Genomic DNA, 17849 nt, shown 5'->3' with positions numbered 1-17849 from the left:
TAAGTTGTTTTAAGTGATAAATAAATTGTTTCATAAATTATAATTATAAACGTATTTCAAAGTTTTATTGGGGGTCCTAATGGCTTTAAAAGCATTGGAGAAATTAGGGGCTGTCGCAGCTTTCATCCCGGGTGTCAGCACCATTTCAGGAATAATAAAAGCTTTTGTTTATTATAATAAGGCCCAGAAGAAGGACCTTAGTATCGGTAAAGAAGAAAAAGATGGAACCGAAGGAACAGCAAAAAAAGCTCATTCTTTTGGCGTCTCTAACCTTTTGAATGTCAACCAAGAAAAAAAAGAGTGTTATGAAAGCCTTTGGAAGGCCTCTATTGCTGAAGCCATACCCGGCGTCAATTTTATCGCCGCTGTCTATTCCGCAACTGTTTTAAATAAACTATCCGAGCTAAGAGAAGTCAATCAAAGCGAGGCTAAAAAGGAAGATTTCCTATTTAAAAAATTTGGACTTAAAAAAACCGAATCCCCTGATAGAAATAATTTCATCTTTGAAAGTTTGACCCTCATCGAAGGGCTGAAAGCTAAAAATTCGCATGTTCCCCAATCGAGACAAAATGAAATTAAACAGATCTTAGCAAATTTTATATTTGGCGCATCCTTTAACGCATCTTCCGAAAAGAATGCTACGAAGGTATTAAAAAAGCAGATCATTCAATATGAGGACTCTAAAAGAGAGGAGGGGGCATTATTGGAAGGCGCATCTCATGTAGTAGCCGGATATTCTGAGGAGATCGATGAGAATAGCACCCTTGAAGAAACTTGGAGATATCTTCTAACCACAATAAGCTACTTTGACGAAGCGAAAAAAATTACCGATGAGATGCAAAATAAAAAGAAAAAATTGAATTTTCCTTCTCCGCCAAAGGGTCCTGACCAAAATGCATTTGATTGATTTGATTCCCGCTAATTAGCGGGAACCGGAATCTATTAATTTCTTAAAAGAAATAAGCTTAGCTTCTAAATCCTTAAGCTCGCTCTCTGTTTGCAAAAGGTTTTCTTTTTGCTGAGAAACAATGCTAGGAGGAGCTTTCGCAATATAATTCTCGTTTGAAAGCTGTTTTGAGACTCTTTCCAAATGAAACTTAAGACGGTTTTCTTCTTTAATGAGCCTTTGGATTTCTTCATTTATCATCTCTTTTGGTATCGGCAGTGATATCTTTACTGAATCCACAAGAGCTGATGATGAGAGGGGAATTTCACTTTCATTCTTAACTTCAATCTTGGAGACCCGAACAAGGGCAGTGATGATTTTCTCATGTTTTTTGATTATCGCAATTATTGGATCCTCTTTTGGACCGCTTATCATAACTTCTGTTGCCATTTGGGGCGGGATTTTCATCTCTCCACGCAAGTTTCGAATGGTATAAACCACTTTTCCAATCAGATCAAACATCGAATTGATCTCTAGATCAAGATCCGTTTCACGGAGGACCTCAGGATAGGGCGCTTGCGATATAGATAGCGAACTTAAAGCTCGGATGGCATCTTTGGTATAAGGATCAGAGCTTTCTGATTTCGCATTTCCGAAAAGGGTTTTTATACGCTGGAATAATTCCTCTGTTATAAATGGAATCATAGGATGTAAAAGACGAATCGACTGCAAAAGGATAATAACTAGAAGTTTTTTCTTGTTAGCCCTCTCCCCATCGGTTCCGGCTTTACCAAAAAGGACCGGCTTTACAATTTCGACATAATAAGAGCAAAATTCTTGCCAGTAAAAATCGTAGGCAAGGGTTGCAGCTTTATCAAAAGCGTAGTTTTTTAAGCTATCATTCACTTCATAAACAGTTTTGGCAAGAGATGAAATAATCCAATGATCCTCTAAGGAAAGAAACTTTTCATCCAATCCCTTTTGGAATTCATCAAGAGATAAACTCTCGATATTGATAAATACGAAACGGGCGCCATTCCAGACCTTATTGGCAAAGTTTTTAAATTCTTCAAATCTTCTTCTATCAAGATCAATTTCTCTTTGCTGAGGTTGAGAAGAAGCTAGAGCCATTCTTAAAGCATCCACCCCGTATTGATCGGAAATTTCAAGGGGGTCGATCACATTGCCCTTCGTTTTAGACATCTTCTCCCATTTACTTTCGACATCTTTAGGAAGGGGTTTGCCAAGGTCATATTGAATTCGCTCCTCAGGGGTAACATAAAGAATCCCGCCGTCCTTGTTTTTTCGCCAATAGGATTTGCCGTAAATCAAGCCATGCAAGAAAGTCTCCGGAAAAGGTTCTTTGTCAAAAACAAATTCTCCCATTACAAGCATCCTTGCCACCCAGAAAAACAAAATATCATGGCCGGTCACAAGCACTTGATTAGGATAGAATTTTTTTAAAAGATCTGTCTTCTCAGGCCATCCAAGAGTTGAAAAGGGCCAAAGAGCCGAGGAAAACCAGGTATCAAGCACATCTTCGTCTTGCTTCCAGTTATCGGGATCTTTTCTGACCTCCTCAGGTAAACCTTCGCCGTCATAGCAAATTCTTATTTCAGGATTATCCTTATGATACCAAACAGGGATGCGATGGCCCCACCATAGCTGACGGCTGATGCACCAATCCCTTAGGTTATCAATCCAATGAAAGTAGGTGTTTTCCCAATTGTCAGGAATAATCTGAAATTTACCGCTCTCGACAAGACTTTTAAGTTTTTTTCCAAAACTTTCCATTTTAACAAACCATTGTTTGGAAAGATAGGGCTCGATAATAGCTTTTGAGCGGTAAGATACGCCGACACGCAGGTTATGAGGCTCTATTTTTTCAAGAAAGCCTTTTTTTTCCATTTCTTTAACTACGGCATCTCTTGCTTCAAGCATAGTCAAACCTTGGAAAGATCCTCCATTTTCATTGATCCTGCCATCGGGTGTCATAATGTTGATAAAGGGAAGCTTGTGTTCAAGCCCCGTCTCATAGTCATTAGGGTCATGGGCGGGGGTTACCTTTACCATGCCTGTTCCAAATTCAGGATCCACACGTCTATCGGCAATGATTGGAATTTCTCTTTCCATAAGGGGAAGAATAACGGTCTTGCCAACCCAGCTTTTATAGCGTGGATCCTTTGGGGAAACGGCGACTGCTGTATCTCCTAGCATGGTTTCAGGTCTTGTGGTAGCCACTTTTGCAAAACCTGTCCCATCGCTTAATGGGTATTTGAAATGCCAAAGATAAGACTCTTTATCTTCATATTCAACCTCATCATCTGCTAAGGCGGTTTGCGTCACCGGATCCCAATTGACAAGGTAGTCTCCCTGATAAATCAAACCTTGGTCATAAAGCCTTTTAAAAATAGTTTTCACAGCTTTCGAGCAAGTATCATCCATTGTAAAGCGCATATTTGAAAAATCAGAAGAAGCGCCCATTTTTTTTAACTGCTTTGTAATCCTATCTTCATTTTGAACTTTCCATTCCCAAACATATTTTAGAAATTCCTCGCGAGAAAAATCTTTTCTTGTCTTCCCTTGCGTTTTGATGAGATGCCTTTCTACGGTAGTTTGGGTAGCGATCCCTGCGTGGTCGGTTCCAGGAATATATAAAGCTTCAAAGCCCAGCATTCTTTTCCAGCGGATTAAGATGTCCTGAAGGGTAATTCCAAGGGCATGACCCATGTGAAGCGCTCCAGTTACATTAGGAGGGGGCAAACAAATGGTATAGGGGGGTTTTTTTGACAGAGGATCGACCTTAAAAAGATGATGGTTTTCCCAAAATTCAAGCCATTTACTTTCAATCGATTTAGCTTCATAGGTTTTTGGAAGATCCTCTGTATTTTCGTTAGGGGTACTCATTTTTTTAAGGTCCATTTAATTTTATATTTAGAGGAATAATTTTAAGGGATTTCTAGGGATGATGAAAAGAAGAATTTATCATCTCTTAATTAAGAACAAAGAAACTCAATAAATTGCTTTAATTTTAGAAAAAGAAGGTTTGGCCTGCTTTTTGCTTAACGGCTATTCAATTTAAATTTTTTAAGTCGGGAATTTTTTTCCATTCTTAAATCAATTTCTTTCATTTCAAGCTATAAAACCTCCTCACTTTTCATCACCCCCTTAGATAAAATGCTATAATAGGCTTATAGAGCGTTAACCGATAGAGATGAGGATCATAACATGCTTAGTCTCAATATAAATAATACTCTTTTGAATGGGTTCGAGAAAAAATTGCCGCTTCTTTTGAGAAAGCCTTTTCTCCTTCTGACAAACAGTTCTTTTTTTAAATTTCTTAAAAAATTAGTTGTAACAAAAGGCCGACAGAAAAAGCTTTTTCGAGAGTGGATGCAAGCTCTTGATCTTCTCGAAGAAATCCCTGTTAAATTCCCTTTGAAGGGCCAAAAGATACAGGCTGATTATAAAAAGCACTTAGAGAGTGTAGATCGTTTATTGGAGACCCTTAAAGACTCGCAGGAAGAGGCCTATTATTCATTAAAGCAAAAAAGAATCTCGCTTGGCTATCGTATAGGTAAAATTCATGGAGGGGAGGACCCCGGGTTTCCTGATGAGAGCTTATATGAAAAGCTTAAAAAAAGAGTGCTTAGCTTTCAGAATAAAAAAATATTAACGAATAGAGACCTTTTAGCCCTTAAAACGACTTCTCAATTTGCAAATTTTGCGGCTCTACTTTTAGAAAATAAAAAAATTTTTAACGATTACGCAAATTGGGTTTTCAGAGACGGCAATATTCCTGAGGCCTTCATAGAATACCCAAGCACGGTTCGAAAATTGATCGATTGCAATCTGGCAGGACGAATCGGCAGAATTAATGAATATCATCTTAAAATTGAAGAAAGGGTAAGTCCGGATGCTTCCTTTAAAGAAAAAGTTCTAACCCTTCCAATCAACGGAGTCTCAACAAGCCTTCTAGACCGAACTAAAGAAATTGTTTTTCAAGGCAATTATGCCCTGACCCTCGATCAAGTGTTCTCGATTTTTAAAAATAAGGAATTCGAAATTGGAAACATTGAATACTTGCAAGCCGGGATTATGAACTGGAATACCCATCAATGGGGGTATTATGATGCCGTGAAAAAAAGGATAATCCCGATCGATTTAACGCATCTTTATTGGTGGGAAGAGCTGCCTTATTTTGAAATTCTAGATAAAAAAGAAGCTGAGGAGCGTTTTGGAATCCATTTAAATGGAACTTGCTGGTGCGCTCTTGCTTCTGCAACAAGGCTTGCCCCGCGTCTTGATTATGAAAATACACATGCTTTTATGGAAGTGGCCATCCCGAGAGGGGATTCAAGCTACGCTGTCTACTCCTTTGGAAAGGTAGCTACCAAATTTCCCGGCAGTTTCTTAGAGACCTTAGAAATTTTTGGCCGGAATCTTCATGCGACTCTTGCCTACCCCGATGATAATGTCTATTACAGTCATAGATCTTACGCTTGCCATCCTTTCATTTTGACAGAAACTCAAGGGCATCAATTGATGAACCTCATTAAAAGGGACTTTTTAAAAGGAAGGCAAGGCAATTTTGTCTACCAGATCGAATCTGAAAACTGTGCCAAATGGGTTCATGAAACTTTAGCTGAGGTCCTAAGCGAGAATGAAATTCCTGAAATGTTTAGAATGCGTCTTTTGGATACTGAGCCGGAAGGCGTGGTATCCCATATTTTTAAAATTATAAAAAAATTGCCGGATTCATGGCAAACCCCTGTATTAACCTTTTTCCATTTACCTATGGGAGCCTTAAAAGAAACGTGGATTATTGAAAACGGTAAGAAGGTGTGCAAGTCACTAAGATTCCATGATTTTTGGAAAACAGGCATCGTCTTTCTGCCGGCTATGCTTCATAAATGTAAAGATGAGGGACGGCTACCTCGAGCATCCGGAATGGTGGAACTTATAAGCCACCTATATACTCATTGTAAAGTACCTTCTATGAAACAATACTTGTTTAAGAAAACTAAATTTCTATTTGAGAGGTGGAGTTTTGTAAAACAACAACATCAGTTACTATTTGAATATAAAAAAGAAGGTTTTTTAAGAAATCGCAAGTTTTTAAAACCGGCAGTAAAGGGGCAAACATAAAGAGCTTAAGCGCATCTTATAGCTTCTTTTATTCTGACTCGTCTCTAAAGTGGTAACGCTCTTTAAGGGAATTTAAGTCTTATCAAAAGAAGCTCTTTGTAGCCATAGCTCGCTTTGTTTTGGCTCTCCTATACAGTGATAGTAGAGTGAAATTTGCCGATAGAGCTGCTTTTTCTCCCAAAAAAAAGCTCTTTGCTGCCAGCTTAAGTTTTCAATTCTTTGCCCCTTAAGGAAATGGGCAAGAAGGGTCCAGGTTCTCGGGTAGGCGATATCTATAGCCCCGAGGAAGTGTATATAAGCTACTTCTTCCCCATCAGTAGCTGCAAGAAAACAACCAAAAAGTGAAAATAAGGGACAGTCTTCCTTAGCTAAAAAATCGGAGGGATAATTTGAAAATATTTTACTTGCCTCCTCAAATAAATTAAGTTTGAGATAGCACCAAATTTTGTGCGAGTCCAGCTCAAGAGTGTTTTCTAGATACGGATCCAAGGAATCTAGAAGAATGATGGCTTTGTTTGCACCCCCTTTTGCAAGCCAAATATCGATAAGGGCATACAAGAAAAGCTCTTTCGTTTTAAAATCAAGCGGGGTTTTTAAGAAAAGTTCATCCACACCCTCTTGCGGTTCTAAAATAAGGTTTAGTTCTTGAACGAAAGCTGCCAACAGCCGGTACTCTTCTTTTTGAGAAAAAATTTGAATGGCCTTGGATAAAAATTCGCTATCTTCCATTTTAAATAGAAGGGTGAAAAGATTTACCGGCAGTGGTTCTACGACTGTCTTTTTAAGCATATCTTCTGCAATTTCTGTCAAAACATAGCCTTTATTTAGCCAGAAAGCCAAAATTGAAGAGAAATTCAGACTCCATTGTAAAGAGCTTTCTAAAAAAGAGGGCGCCTTTAGAAGAAAGAGTTCTTCCCAATGCCTTTCCAAGCTTGAAAATAGTCTTTTTGAGTTAGGAAGCGTCAAAATTCTAGGAAGTCTTCTTAAAGCTAAAAGGATAAATTTATAGGTAGCTTTTCTATTGCTCCTTGAGCATTCATGCATCCGGCTTAGGATTTGCTCATGAAGAATGAAGGAAAGAGGGTGGCTTGGAAAACGCCTTAAAGCAAGCTCAAAACATTTTATTTCTTCTTCATATTCTTTTAAGGATTGATAAACAAGGGCTTTCCCAAGATATTCCAAAGGAGCACCGGGCGTTTCATGAAGCTTTTCAAACTCTTTTAACGAAAGATCGTATAGCTTTTCAGCAAGCAAGGGATTTGTTTCATTTTTAGCTTCTTCAAGAAGAGTGATGCCAGCTCTAAACATTGCCTCTCGCCCTTCTTGTCTTCCGGGAAACGAATAGCCGATACGTCTATATTCGCTTAAAGCCGCCGTAAAATTTTTATGGGCTAAAAATGCGTCGGGGACGGCTAGGCATTTCACCATGACGTTTTGGCCTGCCACAAAAACATTCAAGTCCTGAATTTCATAGTCGGCGTCCCTTGATAAAAGACCTACGTGTGTTCCCACAAGAGGGAGGTGGCTGACATATGAGAACTGGAGTTCATCGTTTAAGTAAAAATTAATGCGGTGTTCAATTTTTTCGATCGTAATTTTATACCAGGCATAACGTTTTAAAACTAACTCCGGCGCGTGAACGACTTCAACTGTTGATCGTAAAAGTTTAGTTGATTTATTAATGTCAGACCCAAGCCACAAACAGTAGCCGTCATTTAAATGGCGCCTTTCGGAAATTTCGGGAACGCTTATTAGAAAGCCAACTCCGTGCCCATGAGTTTTAAGCCGGACTTTTGCTTCGATTCTGACGTTTTCACCGAAGGAGTCTTTTGAGATCATCAGGTTCATCCAATCGGATACTTCAGCAGCTCTTGTGATGGCAATATGTTCTGCTAAAAAAACGTTTTCCTGAAATTCCCAATCACTTTTCTTGGCAGGAGAGAGTTCTTTTGTATGAAACCATTCAGCTCTTCCTTCAATAAAATTTTCAAGGTCCCGAATCAAATCCTCAACCCTTCGGTATCGTTTTTTAGGATCGGGGTCTAAGCAGGTAAAAGCAATTTTGGAAAGAACCCTTGGGACATCGCGATAAGGGGCAATTTCTGTCGGGTCTATAAGCTCCTCATACTTCATCTCTTCGCGAAAATTTTTTAGTGATTTCCTTTTAAAAGGAAAACGAAGAGTCAGCATTTGATAGAGGATAACCCCGAGTGAATAAATATCTGTTTGTATATTGGCTTCCTTTCCTAGGGCACGCTCAGGAGCCATATAATTTAAAGTGCCCACCACTTTTCCAACTCTTGTCAAACCCGATAAATCAAAATACCCTTTTTTTTCTTCTATTTCACCTTCCTCGTCAGGGTCATTCATCAGCTTGGCAAGCCCCCAATCTAGAATTAACACCTCTCCAAAACGCCCAACAATAATATTTTCAGGTTTTATGTCTCGATGAAGAACTTGATGAGAGTGCGCGTAAGCTATGGCTTGACAGATGGAAATCAAGATACGGATTAAAGATGGGATCGAGCTTTGAACCGGCTCTAGATGATGTTCTTTGATTTCTTGATTTCTAGCTTCTTTTAAAAGCTGTCTTAAGGTTTCCCCCTTAACATAGGGCATTGTGTAATAAATGGTGCCTTTGTCTTTATGAATGGTATAAATGGGTATCACAGAGGGATGGGTCAATTGGCTTGTGATATGGGCTTCTTTTAAAAAGCGGTCATGAATTTGTTTAAAATTAAGAAGGTCTTCTCGAATACGCTTAAGGGCGATTTGTCTTCCGCAAGAAGTGTCATAAGCTAAAAAAACCTCTCCCATACCGCCTTTTCCTATAGTCTCAAGAATTAAATAGGGGCCTATTCGAAATTTAACTTCGCTATCGAGAGGTTTTTGCCCTTTCACAAATGCGAAGGAGTTTTCTTCAGGGGTGGGATTTTCTTTGGGGTTGTTTTCTGAGTCCATGTTTTCTTAGCGGTTAAAAATTATTTTTTTAGGGGTGTTTCTAACCGGCCGGCTTTCTTAAAATTTCGAAAGAGATTAAGGGCTTCAAGAGAGGCATTTTGAACATAACAATTGTGGCCAAGCGCTTCATCAAAATAAATCCCATTGCTTGAAGCATAGGATCGGCACATTTCAGAAAATGTGGCCCTTTCCCCATGCTCGTCCCTTTCCGGCAACAAATAACGGAAGCCGGAAAGGACGGGTCTAAATGAGTTCATTTTAAATTTGCTAAAGCCTTCCTGGAATGCCAAAGCAATGGTGTCTCTAACAATCCCTGTCGGAACCTCCGAGCCACCGTTATCTAAAAACCAGGCAAATCCTTTAGGTTCAAGTCTTCGTAGCAATAAATATTTATTTCCCTCAAAGGGAACATCCAATTTAGCGATATCTATAATTTGCCCAATTTTTGGCTCTTCCATGCTTCTTACGCTTCTTTGTTCTCGTTCTTGTCGTCGCCGTAGAAAAACTCTCTAAAGACAATATATATACCCCCGATAATAAACAAGATGGGAGTGAGAACATTCAAGTCAATTCTAAAAAGAACAGAGAAAAATAAGACTAGGAGAATGAGGGTTGTTAAAAAAAGATCATAGTATCTACCGGTAAAGTACTGTCTTACAGCAAGAAGCGCCCAAATAGCCAAAATGATTCCAGGCCACCAGGCGTTGAAGAAAAATAAAAGTCCGAGCGCTATTAAAAAAATCCCGTTTGAAAGGGCGTCTGCTTTGTTTTTTGATAGGATCCAATTTGACATAGTAACCTCTTTTGTAAAGATGTAAAGATACTAGATCTATAGCGCAAGTTTATCTTAAATGATAAACAATTTTTTAAAATCAAACAGGAAGCCGGTTAGTTTGAAGATGAATCGGCGGTTTATAGACAGAAAAAAACCTCTTGATACGCCAGATGATAAATAAAATCGGAAAAAGAATAACCCCGACAATTCGTCTTATGATTTCAATTAAATGGAGGCGCATTCGTTTTTCTGCTTTAAAGGGAACTTCTTTTTCAACGAAATCTTTGCCTAGTTGAAATCTATAAAAATGTCGATTGTGGGGATGTTTCGAGATAAGGGCGCTATTTGTCGGATGGGAAGGTTTTAATTTTGTTACAATAAATTCTTTTAAGTGCTTTTCGGGTACGAATTCCCCTAAAAGAGCCACACCAGATTTGGGAACAAAATCCCCTTTGCTTAAGTAGTGATTAATACTGATAAGTTCTTTAAATTCAGGGAATTTTTCAAGTAAAGCCGCAAAGCTTAAACAACACTCCTTTTCTATTTTAGGGGAATCAAACGTTCTGAGTTCATAATTTTTTAGAGGAAGATCATTGAGTAATAATCGATGCAATAAGGCGAGCATGACATGGCAGCCGCCCAAACTATGACCGATGAGCTTCAGGATTTTTTTGCTGTAAAAGAAAATTTCTCTTTCTTCAATTTCTCCGGCCCTATGATAAAAATACCCGGGGCCTTTCGGAAAAAGGTCAGACAATAAGGTGGCTAAAGAATCAGGGGTAGAAGGAGCTGAGGAGGTGCTTCTATAGACCAAAAGATCTTTCAATAAGGGTTCAATGGAAGTTAAAAAATAGGCAAGTTTGGATCGGTTGGTGAGAATTCTTTTTTTGATTTCATAGAAAATAGTTTTTCCCTCTTCTGTTGACCATGGTGTTGGTATGTAGTGTTGCTCTTCTATTTTTTTTACAAGCGCTTTAACAAGAATCTCATCATAGAAGATCTCGAGCTGTTCTTCAGGTATCGAATCTTTGGCTGTAAAAAGGATTTCATAAAGCTGCAGCCGCTCGCGCGATAGAGAATAAATGTTTCTAAAGAAAAAATTTTTTAAAGTAGTCTGTCCGCCGTCTAAAATACCTTCCAAGCGTTTTCCTTGGAATGCTAGTTCAAGTTCCCTGGCATTAAAAAAAACAATCGATTGAATTAAAGTTTGTTCTTTTGAGGGCAGCTCTCTAAAAGATTGGTCCAAAAAAGGACGAAATCTCTTTTTTAAGCGGGCAAGTAATTTTTTATCTTCAAAAGCAATAAATTCGTTTTGAAGCTTTCTTTTTTCAAATAAAGGCACTTCCGTAAATGGAATCTCTTGCTTCAAAACTTTTTTTAACCTCTCCCAGCTTATTAGGAGATATTGATGATGAAATTCTGAAATGCTTAAAACCAGGTTATTTATTTTATCGGTTGTTAAAGCAAGTTTGGTTTTTGTAAAACCTGTTTGAAAAAGCGCATTCTTAACCCTCTTTTTCCCCCATTCTATATAAAACTGTTCTTTTAGTCTTTTCCAAGCGGTTCTATTTTCATTTCGGATTGTTGCTTGGGATTTTTTGAATAGAGTCCCTCTTTCTATTTTAAAACTTTGTTTTTTTAGACTCCATATCACTCTATTATTTTCTTGAGCTGACGCAGCAATTTTCCTAATGCCTGTTAGAGAGGCTTGAATGACTTGTTTATAGCAATTTCTAACAAAAAGCGAGGTCAGAGGAGAGTTAAGGTGGGATGTTTGTTCTATTTCGTGTAATAGCGGTTGAATGCCACTATTTATTTGGATGTCCGTTATTTCCTTTTGAACGATAGACTTAAAAAGAAAAAAAGTTTTTTTTCTTAAAGCCTTCACTTTTTCATTTCTTGCTTTTGAAAGCCCGAATAGCCTTATCGTTTCTTTGGAATAATTAGGGTTATCCAAGACTTCAATGCCTTTTTCTTCGCTTATTTGAATCTCAGCTATGGACCTGCAGTTATTCATAGCTTCAAAAAGGCTTCTAAACGAAAAGGTAGGTATGGCCATATGAAAAGCTTTACGTTTTTTTCTTTTTGGGTGCAGCAATTTCTTTACGGACTTCAAGATAGCGTTCGATAAACGGCGCTGTTTTTGAGATTCGGTTAGTGATAATGCCCTCAGGTTTTCCTGAATAGATGACGCTGCCTCCATGCTCGCCGCCCCCTGGGCCTAAATCAATCAGCCAATCAGCGTTCATCATCATATCCAAATGATGTTCGATGACTATCATGGTGTTTCCTTTATGAACAAGCTTATGCAAAACCTTAAGAAGCTTTTCAATATCGTCAGGGTGAAGTCCCGTGGTCGGCTCATCTAGAAGATAGAGCGTTTTACCGGTAGAGCGCTTGGCAAGTTCCCTTGTCAATTTTAGCCTTTGTGCTTCACCGCCCGATAGGGTAGAAACTTCTTGCCCAAGTTTAAGATAGCCGAGTCCTACTGAAATTAGGGTGTCCAATATTCTTGTCATTCTAGGAAAATTATCAAATTCAAGTCGAGCTTCTTCAATCGTTGATTCTAAATGTTCTCCGAAATTTTTATTATGATAAAGAACTTTTAGGCTTAAGGGGTTTAAACGCATGCCTTGGCATTCCGGGCAAACCACTTGAACGCTCGGTAAAAAATGTAGCTCTACCCGTTTATAACCAAGACCCCAGCAAGAGGTACACATGCCGGCTCTATGATTAGAGCTAAAATGTTTTCCTTGCAGCCCTAATTTTTTAGCCTCTGGGAGGCTTGCAAAAAATTCGCGCATTTTAGGCACAAAATCAACATAGGTGCCAACAAGCGACCTGACGGTTAACCCTATCGGGTCTTGATCTATTAAAATAAGTCTATCAAATAGATCATCGGTTTTAAAAGTTCCAAAGTCAGAGGAAACCTTATTGGAACGCTTCTCAATCGATTTTTTAACAAGCGGCTCAATGACCTCTTCTAAAAGGGTGGATTTTCCGGAACCTGATACCCCTGTTAAAACAGTCAATGCCCCGATCGGGAATTTGACATTGACTCCTTTTAAATTATGCTTTTTGGCTTGAGCGACCGTAAAAAATCCCTTGTCCAACTTATTTTTCTTTTCAGGAATCGGGATTAATTTCTTATGTGAAAGATAAGCGCCCGTTAGTGAATTCGGATTTTTTAATAATTGCTTATAGGAGCCGCTCGCTGTTATATGACCGCCTTGCTCGCCTGATTTAGGGCCGAAGTCAAAGATGTAATCCGCTTTTTCAATGGTTAGGGGGTCGTGCTCGACCATAATTAGAGTGTTGCCAAGCTCCTTAAGCTGTTTTAAGGCTTTATGCAGTCTTTCCGTGTCGCTTGGGTGAAGTCCGATTGTCGGTTCATCAAGAACATAAAGAGCCCCCGTTAAACCACTCCCTAATTGCCTTGCAAGCCGAATTCTCTGAGCTTCTCCGCCGCTTAAAGAAGGGGCTTTTCGATCAAGGGAGATATAATCAAGCCCGACATCGTTTAAAAATTTTAATCGTGATTTAATCTGCTGAAAGACCTCTTCTAAAACCCTTTTTTCTTTTTTAAGAGAAATCTCATCAAGGGATTTTAAGGCATTATGGATGGGCAGTTTGCAAAAATCACTAATAGATAAGCCGTTGATTGTAACGTGCCTTGCCAAAGGATTTAATCTTGTGCCTTTGCAAGCGAAACATTCAATTTCATCAAGCAGGGGAAGGACAGCCTCTTTTAAATGGCTTAAGGCATTTCTTCCCGATTTAGCAAGCACATGGCTTATACCAATCCATCGAAATTTAAAGCCGTATGGAGAATTGTAAACATTTTTTTTCGGGGTGCCATTAAAGACAATCGCTAGTTTATCGCTTGACAATTCGCTTAGCGGTAAAAAAGGATCGATGCCTTCTTCTTGCAAAATAAGGCAAAGGCATTCAAAGGCTCTTTTTGAAAATTTAGATCCCCAGATATCCTTAATGAGCGCGGCTGTTGAGGCGGCTAGGATTATGGGGTTTTGCGATAAATGGGCGCCATAAAGAAATCCAAGGCCTGAACATTCAAGACACATTCCTTCCTGATTGTTAAAAGCAAAAGTTTGCGGGGTAATTTCAGGGTAGGATTTTCCTTCCTTAACAGCTGAAAAGGCGATGTTGTAAAAAATATCCTCATCGTCTTTCATGACAACAAGTTTTTTTAAGCCGATATCGCTTGCGATCTGCAGCGCTTCAAGAAGCCTTTTTCTAATCGAGGGGTCTACTTTAAGCCTGTCTATCACAAGATAAAGATGGTTTTTCCGTTTGGGATCAAAAGATATTTCATTTTCTTCATCAAGGTCATAAAAAACTCCGTTAAGACGAATCCTGACATAACCTTGACGTCTGATTTTTGCTAAAACCTCTTCGAATTTTTCGCTTCGTTTTAGCTCAAGGGGAGCTAAGATTTGAAGCTTTGAATCAACAGGTAAAGCTAGCAGTTGATCGGCTATATATTCTTTGCTGATCGATTTTAATTCTTCTCCTGTTTCAGGAGAATGGGGAATCCCGGCTCTTGCATAGAGTACCCGTAAGTAATCATAAATTTCAGTCATCGTGCCAATTGTGCTTCTCGGATTGCCGGCATGGGCTTTTTGCTCAATCGCTATAGCTGGAGAAAGCCCTTCGACACGGCCGACCTTGGGTTTTGGCATTTGCTGAACAAATTGTCTCGCATAAGGGGAAAGGGAATCTACATACCTTCTTTGACCTTCAGCATAAATCGTATCGAAAGCAAGAGAGCTTTTACCGGATCCCGACGGCCCTGTAAAAATAGTCATTTTATTTCTTGGAATTTCAAGATCGAGATGCTTTAAGTTATGCTGCTCGGCAGATTCAACTGTAATGGAAGTAATCTCTTTTGATCGATCCTCTTCTTTTTGATCCTCTTTTTTACTTAAGATCCTCTTTTTGATTTCCTCTGTGAAGCTTTCCTCAAGGGCAACTCCGGTTGGAGTCTTAGTTTTAGCGATAGATTCAGGCGTTCCTTTGGCAATAACTTGACCGCCGTAAGAGCCTCCTTCAGGGCCTAAATCAATGACCCAGTCGCTTGTTTTTACAATATCGATATTGTGCTCTATTACGATTACGCTATTGCCTCTATCGACAAGCTCTTGTAAAACTTGAATTAAATGCTTCACATCATGAAAGTGAAGCCCGGTTGTCGGCTCATCAAAAATATAGACAGTTTTGCCGGTAGCCGGACGAACAAGCTCTTTTGCCAATTTAACCCTTTGAGCTTCTCCTCCTGATAAAGTGGTCGAGGACTGCCCAAGTTTTATATAGCCTAAGCCTACTTTTTCAAGTGTGCTCAATTTGTTTTTAATGGAGGGAATGTTTTCAAAGAGTTTATGGGCTTCTTGCACATCCATTTCAAGAACGTCATAAATATTTTTGCCTTTAAAAAGGACAGAAAGAGTTCCTTCATCAAATCGTCTTCCGTGGCAAGCAGAACAAGTCACCCATTCATCTTCAAGAAAGTCCATATCAATTTTGATCATGCCAAGGCCAAGGCACTGATGACAAGTTCCCTCTTTAACGTTAAAGCTGAATCTTCCGGGTTTATAACCGCGGCTTAAGCTTTCAGGAAGTTTTGCAAAAAGATCGCGGATTTCATCGAAGACTTTGATGTAGGTTGCAGGGTTTGATCTCGGGTTTCTTCCGATAGGGCTTTGGTCGATGGCAATGACTTTATCAATAAACTCATCGCCTGTAATTTCTTTATGAACTCCGACTTCCCAATCTGTTTCCATTAGAGCATTAGAGAGTGCCGGGTATAAAATATCGCTTATTAATGAAGACTTTCCGGAGCCTGAAACGCCGGTGATAGAGACAAAAAGCCCTAAAGGGATTTCTACTGTGACATCCTTTAAGTTGTGGTGAGCCGCACCAACGATTTTAAGCTTTTCTTTGCCGGGTTTTTTTCTTTTTTTAGGGGGAGCTACTTGAAGCGTGCCATTTAAATATTGGCCTGTCAGCGATTTTTTTTCTGCAAGCAGCCCTCTTAAGCTACCCTGAAAAACAATTTCCCCGCCATTAACACCTGGTCCCGGACCAAAATCGACGACATAGTCGCTTGCGGCAATAGTTTCTTCATCATGTTCAACCACAATCACGGTATTGCCAATGTCTTTCAGCCTTTTAATGGTTTCAATCAGTTTTTTATTGTCTCTTGCATGAAGGCCAATTGAGGGTTCATCAAGGACATAAGTGATCCCGACAAGTCCGCACCCGATTTGGGATGCTAAACGAACACGCTGGGCCTCCCCGCCGGATAAAGTGGGGGCCCCTCTATCAAGGGTCAAATAGTCAAGGCCTACATTTTTTAAGAAATCAAGCCTTGTTTGAATTTCTTTTAGAAGCTCTCCCGCAATCTTTTTCTCGCTCTCGCTTAAAACTAAAGTTTTAAAAAAGGTGGCGCATTCAGAAATAGTCATGGCTGCAATTTCGCTAATTTTCTTTCCGGAAAGCTTTGCAGCCGCAGGGTAAGGTTTTAATCTCGCTCCTTTGCAGTCCGGGCAAACCATGCTCTTCATTAACTTTTGCATGTTGGATTTATAGGCGTCGCTTTTAGCTTGCTGAAAACGCTCATGGGCTTCAAATAAGACCCCTCTCCATCTAACATGATCGGTCCAAGTTTGACCAGTCACCGGGTGGACAAAATTCATCCGCGTCCATTTCTTTTCGGTCCCATAAAGAAAGGCTTTTTTTGCTTTTTCGGATAACTTTTTCCAGGGAGTATGGATGTTAAAATTATAAAGAGAGGCTAAATTATCGTATATATTTCCATAGCGGACTGTTGAATAAGAGCTTGCGACTATGCAAGCATCTTCTGCTATACTCTTATCCTTATCTATAATTTTCTCTAAGTCAAATTCATTGACAATCCCAAGCCCCATGCAACGCTCGCACATTCCCAGGGGACTGTTAAATGAAAAATCATGCGGCTCAAGGGAGGAATAATAAATTCCTGATTTTTCGGAATAGGCGTGAGTTGAGAAGAGCCTTTCTTCTAAAGTATCGCTTTCAAGAAGGATAAGTTCCCCTTTCCCTTGCTCAAGAGCTATTGTGACAGCTTCAGCAATTCTTGAAGATTCTGATTTTTCAACCTTTATTCGATCAATGACAAGATCAACGTCATGGGAGACACTCCCATCAAGGCTATTAATGGAAAGAAGGTCGAGCATTTTTCCATCAATCCTAGCTTTTGTGAACCCTTTTCGGACAAGCTCCTGAAAATCTTCTTTAAACTCGGCTTTTTTTGCCTTGGCAAAAGGGGCAAGGATGATAATTTTAGTTCCCGTTTCCAGGTTTTGAAGAGTGCGGATAATTTTTTCTTTGCTCTCAGGAAGGACTTTTTCACCGCTAACCGGGCAATAGGGGGTTGCGGCCCTAGCATATAAAACCCTTAAATAATCATAGATTTCAGTCATGGTGCCGACTGTAGATCTAGGGTTTTTTCCGGCTGTTTTTTGTTCGATTGATATGGTCGGGGTAATGCCTTTTGCATCTTCCAATTCAGGTTTGGACATCTCTCCAAGCTGGCGTCTTGCATAAGTAGAGAGTGATTCGATATAACGTCTTTGTCCTTCGGCGTAGATCGTATCAAAAGCAAGGGAGGACTTGCCGGAACCTGAAACGCCTGTAAAAACAATAAGTTTGCCGGCAGGTAAGGAGAGGTCGATATTTTTCAGATTGTGAACGGCAACTTTGCGAAGCTCAATTCTTGATTGATTCACTTTTGAACCTACGGTTGTTTAAATTTTTAGTTTAATCAGGTTGAATGGTTTACAATTTTTGAAGGTGCACTAGCAAACTGAAGATTTTAAGAAAAGAAGCGAACCTAAGTGCTTTATGAAAAATTATTATACATCTCCTTTGGTAATCTCGGCAAGAATTCCTTAATTCTTTTTTAACCAAAGTTAAAAATTTGAAAGGTCTTTTTCGATTCCCATTTTGGGGAATCGGCGCTTTAGAAATTAAATATTTGAAAAAAAAAACAACTATGTATAGTGACTATTTAGCTTAAGGAAT

8 protein-coding genes are annotated in these 17849 nt (G+C 39.3%); 2 read left to right on the top strand and 6 right to left on the bottom strand.

Annotated features, from left to right (window positions below; all coding sequences use genetic code 11):
• The first annotated feature begins 79 nt into the window (after positions 1 to 79).
• Complete coding sequence (locus CSEC_RS05380; protein WP_041017414.1) at positions 80 to 907, top strand: hypothetical protein; 828 nt, start codon at positions 80 to 82, stop codon at positions 905 to 907.
• A gap of 15 nt (positions 908 to 922) precedes the next feature.
• Here the strand turns inward: CSEC_RS05380 and CSEC_RS05375 are convergent, their stop codons facing one another.
• Positions 923 to 3793 (bottom strand): valine--tRNA ligase, encoded by a 2871-nt coding sequence (locus tag CSEC_RS05375; protein ID WP_041017539.1) that lies wholly within the window; start codon positions 3791 to 3793, stop codon positions 923 to 925.
• 321 nt (positions 3794 to 4114) lie between these two features.
• Here CSEC_RS05375 and CSEC_RS05370 point away from each other — a divergent pair, with 321 nt between their 5' ends.
• Positions 4115 to 6034, top strand: a complete 1920-nt coding sequence (locus CSEC_RS05370; protein ID WP_041017413.1) for a hypothetical protein — start codon at positions 4115 to 4117, stop codon at positions 6032 to 6034.
• A 72-nt stretch (positions 6035 to 6106) separates the two neighbouring features.
• Here the strand turns inward: CSEC_RS05370 and pknD are convergent, their stop codons facing one another.
• The 5 genes from pknD to uvrA form a co-directional block, all read right to left on the bottom strand.
• On the bottom strand, positions 6107 to 8995 hold the full coding sequence (gene pknD, locus CSEC_RS05365; protein ID WP_053331807.1) for a serine/threonine-protein kinase PknD: 2889 nt from the start codon (positions 8993 to 8995) through the stop codon (positions 6107 to 6109).
• A gap of 20 nt (positions 8996 to 9015) precedes the next feature.
• Positions 9016 to 9453 (bottom strand): hypothetical protein, encoded by a 438-nt coding sequence (locus CSEC_RS05360; protein WP_053331806.1) that lies wholly within the window; start codon positions 9451 to 9453, stop codon positions 9016 to 9018.
• Between the two features lie 5 nt (positions 9454 to 9458).
• Complete coding sequence (locus tag CSEC_RS05355) at positions 9459 to 9788, bottom strand: hypothetical protein (RefSeq protein WP_053331805.1); 330 nt, start codon at positions 9786 to 9788, stop codon at positions 9459 to 9461.
• Between the two features lie 79 nt (positions 9789 to 9867).
• Positions 9868 to 11829 carry a hypothetical protein gene (locus tag CSEC_RS05350; protein ID WP_154017634.1) on the bottom strand — a complete coding sequence of 654 codons (1962 nt, stop codon included), beginning with the start codon at positions 11827 to 11829 and terminating at the stop codon, positions 9868 to 9870.
• A gap of 10 nt (positions 11830 to 11839) precedes the next feature.
• The gene (gene uvrA, locus CSEC_RS05345; protein ID WP_041017411.1) at positions 11840 to 17554 is read right to left on the bottom strand and encodes an excinuclease ABC subunit UvrA; all 5715 of its coding nucleotides are present in this window, start codon (positions 17552 to 17554) and stop codon (positions 11840 to 11842) included.
• Positions 17555 to 17849 lie beyond the last annotated feature (295 nt).

It is taken from the genome of Criblamydia sequanensis CRIB-18, assembly GCF_000750955.1.
Classification (GTDB): domain Bacteria; phylum Chlamydiota; class Chlamydiia; order Chlamydiales; family Criblamydiaceae; genus Criblamydia; species Criblamydia sequanensis.
The sequence above is the reverse complement of the archived record's forward strand: the minus strand, read 5'-3'. Positions and strand labels throughout refer to the sequence as shown.